Genomic DNA, 4,744 nt, shown 5'->3' on the forward strand with positions numbered 1-4,744 from the left:
TGCAAGGACATATCCTGATTTACTTAAGGCATTAGATGCGGCATTCGCAGAAGTGACGATAGAGAATTTACTGGGTTGGTTTACTCACTGCTGCTACTGTACTTCAGAAGACTGATAACCGCTATACGGGTTCTTCCTTGATGTCCTGGCTGCCCACCTGGTTTTCTTTTCGGATGATTTGATTCCTCAAGGTGTGGTGATTTTTTGGTTTCGCTTTTTTTCAGGATGTCCCCAGACGGGGGTTTCGATGAATTAGTGCTATTCTATTTCTCTGCTGACTTTTAAACGCTCTATTTCTTGCTGTAGTTCTAAGATTGTTTTCTGTAACTCACGTATTATCTTGCTCTGCTCAATAATTATCTCTACCAGTTCTTCTTTTGATAACTGGTTCAAGCTTTCTCGGTCTAATTCTTGAGGCAGGTTTTCGTTCATATCTGTGATACTCCCCCTCAAGTGTCCCCCTTGTCAATACTCTGCCACCTGAATCCTTACGAAAAGAGTTGTTTGGATTATCTGTCTATTGTTAAATATTTGTCTTTACTAAGCTTCATGAATGACTCGTTTAAGATTGCTATAGTTATAGTATAGAACTAGAATCTTAAATACTAAAAATAGTCATGAAAATTGGAACAAAAGTCAATTTAATTGTGATGATAGCTTTTCTCGCTGGTATTTTAATTAGTGGTACTGCTTTATCAAGCGTTCTTGAACAAAAGGCAGAACAAGAGGTGTCTTCTCAAGCAATACTTGCCATGCAAATTGCAAATTCACTTAGACAATATACCAATGACCGCGTACAACCATTATTGTTACCGAGAGTAGACACTCAAGAACAATTTATTCCAGAAGTTATCCCAACATTCTCTGTTAGAGAAACTTTTGAAATTTTACGTAAAACCCAAGAATTTAGCAATTTTCTCTACAAAGATGCTGCGCCAAACCCAACAAATATGAGGGATATGGCGGACAATTTTGAAGCCGATATTATTAAAAAATTTAATCAACAACCAAACTTAAAAAGTCTATCCGGCTTCCGAAATATATTTGAAAATAAATTGTTTTATACCGCTCTACCTTTTAGGGTCCAAAAACAAAGTTGTCTGCGTTGCCATAGCGTTCCCGAAGTGGCTCCTAAAAGTCAATTAGTAACCTATGGAAGCGAAAGTGGGTTTGGGTGGAAGTTTAATCAAATTGTTGCCACTCAAATTGTTTATGTTCCGGCTGAGGAAATTTTTAAAACTGCTCAGTGGTCTTTTTATCTACTTTTAGGACTTTTAGGAATTATTTTTACAACCCTTGTTATCATCATTAATTTGTTATTAAAAAAGACAGTGCTACAGCGTCTTAAAAGAATGGCTAATGTGGCAGAAAAAGTGAGTATTGGTGATATTAATGCCAATTTTGGTAAACAAGAAAAAGATGAAATAGGGGCGTTGGCGGACGCTTTTAACCGGATGAAGCATAGTTTAGAAATTGCTATAAATATGTTAAATAATAATACCAATACTAGATAGATATACTTCTCCTTCGGAAGGTGGTAAAGATAAATGTTTACTAACTTATTTTAAGTTACCAAGCATACGCTGTTCAAACTCTAAAGCCTTCTGTTTATCAGAGATTTTTGTTGCCAATTTACTCACAAATTCTAGTAAGGAAATTTGCGGGTAAGATTTCAAAATCTCTTGAGTTAAAAAATTAGCAATTGGTCCAATTGCATAGGCTAACTCGCGTTCGCATTTACGGATAAATTTGGGATCAATGCTTGAGGAATTATCTGACGTGCTTTGAGATGCAACAGTAGATTGTTCTAAAATAGCTATTGCTTGCTGCTCAAAAGTTTGTTGCTGTTCTGGCAACAAGTAAGTAGTGATTTTTTTTACTAATTCTTTAGAGCTAGTTGCCTTTTTTAAAGTTTTTTTTAAAATGGTAGGCGCAATCAACCCTACTGATAGCTTCAGCAATTGTTCTAGTTTAGAATACTGTTCTGAGTCTAGCTTGAAATTTAATTGAGGTTGTGTTTTCTCTAAATAATCAGCAGCAATGGGAGCGGCAACAGAGACAGGCTGATCTGGAAATGGCTGGGATGAAAACTGGGAAGCAAATTCTAGTTTGGGTAAATTGTTAACGTCTTTGGGGAATAAATTTTCCTGATTTTCCCGTTTGTTTTCCTCGTTTAATGGTACTTCTTTTACCTGTAAATCTTGAAAAACTATGCCAATATTACCCGGTAAAATATCAATGACAGTTTGTGTAGCTGATAGCCAGACATCAAGATTGACACCTTTTGTTGGTAAATGCGTTTGTAATTGAGTAATCCATTTGGCAATTCCTAACCCAGCTTGCGGATTGGCTGCAATAAGTGTTTCTAGAAGCGTTTGAGAAAATAGTTCTGGCTCCTCATCTGTGGAAGCACCGACAATTATACATTGTCCATGTTCCGTGCCGCTTTGCAAATCTTCTATCCAGTCCTCCAGGAAAGTAGCCTCAGGAAAATCCAGAATAATTATTTGTTGAGACTTTGCAGCGCGTCGTAACTGGTGTCTTAGCCAAGAACGACTTAGACGCATTGCATTGCCTAAAACTAACCAGGCTTCTCCATCTTCGATTTTCTCGATGTGCCCTCGTAAGTATAATAGGGAGGTTGGTGCATTTTTGATTGTTCCTAACTGTGAAACAGATTTAGTTGCTGATTCACCACTCCAATGTAGAAAATTTTGGATTTTTCCTGGTATTTCTGACCGAGATTTGCCTTGCTGAGGAAAAAACTCTACCTCAAAGCCGCCAGCCCCAGCAAATAGCCGACTCAAGTCTGTTGTAGTTTTCTTATTTGCAAGTCCATCGATTACCAGCGCCCGTCGCTGTTTGTGAGATTCAACCGCATCAGCTTTGAATCCAAGAATTAATTCTCCTACTCCTTCCACAATTCGTTTGGGTGTTTGCAGGGGATATTCTGGATGGAGTTTACTGTCCCCACGATTGAGCTTTTGCTGATTCATCAGACGCAGTTGCTGATTTAATTTATCAATATATTGCAGCGTCTGGCGATAAACATATTTGTAAAGACCGTCTGCTTCGATGACACCTTGTGAGTCAGCGGCTTTACCTAATAGTCCCTGCATTAAATAATAAGTAAATAAACCATGCCCTAGTTCTGGAAACTCCCAAGATTGTTGTCCTTGGTCACAAGATAGCAAGGCGCAAAATTCCTTACTTTGAGATGCACGTTTTCGCAAGACCTGCATCAGTGTTGGTTGGGTATTAAATAAAGTCTCAGAGATATTACCGTCTCTGGCACTACCAGCATTTGCCCCCAATACCTTCATGGCACCGCTATGACATGTATCAAGACAGACTAATTGCTGAGTCGCCGAAGTACTCCCCAATACCTGTAATAATTCTTGCAAACCCAACCCTGTACTCAGCAAGTCATCTTTGCAGGTATCTGCTAGACAAAGTACAGCTTGCTGATCATTAGGCTCTAACATTCCATGTCCAGAAAAATATAACACAATGGAATCTTGGGATTGAGTTTGTGAAATAATTCGTTGCAGGCTTCCACGAATTATTTCCAAGGTCGGGGGTTGCGCTGCAAAATCATTATGAATAATCACTTCTTTATTAGGAAATCTCTGTGTGGCTTTTAAGAGTGCTTTTCCTAGCCCTTGGCAGTCTACAGCCGGGTAGCGCAAAGAAGGCAAGCCTGAATCTTGGTATTCGTTAACGCCTACTAATAAAATCCAGAGCTTGGCTTCGCCCGTTGTTAATATATTAGTTGAGTAACTTGAACCAACATATAGTGGGGACATCTTTGCTATTTTTAGCCTAAAATGAATTTTAATAATTAGTTTTTTTGTGTTTTACCTAACTTAGCAGATATTAAAGTAGTAACTTTGTAGAAATTACTTTCCTATTCACTATTTATAGCAAAAATTTCGTTGTAACGTATTGAAATTAAATTTTATTAGTTGATAAATTAAGACTTACCCATCTTTTCTCACTCTCGAAAAACAATAATCGAAACCCAATTCTGAGGCTTTGATTTGATCCAGGTTTGAGGCTTTATTTTCTAATAAAAACTAAAATTTATAGACAAGAAGTAAAAACTAAAGCTCCGTAAGCGTTTGGGCTATTGGATTCTCCCAAAGCGACAAAAGAGGGTTTATACCAATTTCAGTAAATCAAAAAGTTTTTTCTAATCCTAGTTTCATCCTGACACAGGTAGCGGACACACTTACCTTGTGCTAAAAGTTTTTTGAGACTTATTAGAATGGCACCAAGTTTTTTTAAAATTCAGATATCAACCTGGTTTCCCCACCTGGCTGTTTGTAGACCTTTTTTTAGTTCCTCTTCACTTTCCGTGATCTTAATCTTAAATGGGCAGATCATGGGTATGTAAACTTACCAAATCTGCTTCTCTCTGTTATATACAGCTATTATAGGGGTACAGCCGGGATACGCGCAAATTGGGACATATTGTAAAGTTATGTTACGCAGATGTTTGAAAACCCTTGATTTGACGTTGTTTCGATACTGGATTGAGCGTGTTCTCTCTTGTGAAGACATTCCCTAAAAAGGTCATTTATGGGCAAGTGTAAGGTACGAAAAGGCGTAAAAGCTTGGTTTGGAGTGACAAAATTTTTATTCGCCCAATATCATTTTTGGGCAAGTTAGTAAATTAACGACGGATTGTTTGCAATATTTATTTACAACGTGTCTCTTTTTGCAGGTATCTCGGCGGCCACCC

The 4,744-nt window shown here is 37.8% G+C and carries 2 protein-coding genes and 1 pseudogene; 1 reads left to right on the forward strand and 2 read right to left on the reverse strand.

The genetic code is table 11. The features are described from left to right. Nucleotides 1-125: 125 nt before the first annotated feature. Nucleotides 126-432 (reverse strand): annotated as a pseudogene (locus LC608_RS36205) (DUF6444 domain-containing protein); the annotation flags it as partial. A 185-nt stretch (nucleotides 433-617) separates the two neighbouring features. Here LC608_RS36205 and LC608_RS36210 point away from each other — a divergent pair. Beyond that, nucleotides 618-1,514: a DUF3365 domain-containing protein gene (locus LC608_RS36210; RefSeq protein WP_229558111.1), complete on the forward strand. Its 897-nt coding sequence runs from the start codon at nucleotides 618-620 to the stop codon at nucleotides 1,512-1,514. Nucleotides 1,515-1,559: 45 nt separating this feature from the next. Here the strand turns inward: LC608_RS36210 and LC608_RS36215 are convergent, their stop codons facing one another. Continuing rightward, nucleotides 1,560-3,806: a caspase family protein gene (locus LC608_RS36215; protein WP_229558112.1), complete on the reverse strand. Its 2,247-nt coding sequence runs from the start codon at nucleotides 3,804-3,806 to the stop codon at nucleotides 1,560-1,562. Nucleotides 3,807-4,744: the final 938 nt, after the last annotated feature.

The sequence above is a fragment of the Nostoc sp. XA010 genome, assembly GCF_020829625.1.
Classification (GTDB): domain Bacteria; phylum Cyanobacteriota; class Cyanobacteriia; order Cyanobacteriales; family Nostocaceae; genus Nostoc.

What these genes read in the sequence shown, in the direction of transcription:
- LC608_RS36210 (WP_229558111.1), top strand. Translation starts at nt 618, where the DNA reads ATGAAAATTGGAACAAAAGTCAATTTAATTGTGATGATAGCTTTTCTC.
- LC608_RS36215 (WP_229558112.1), bottom strand. Translation starts at nt 3,806, where the DNA reads ATGTCCCCACTATATGTTGGTTCAAGTTACTCAACTAATATATTAACA.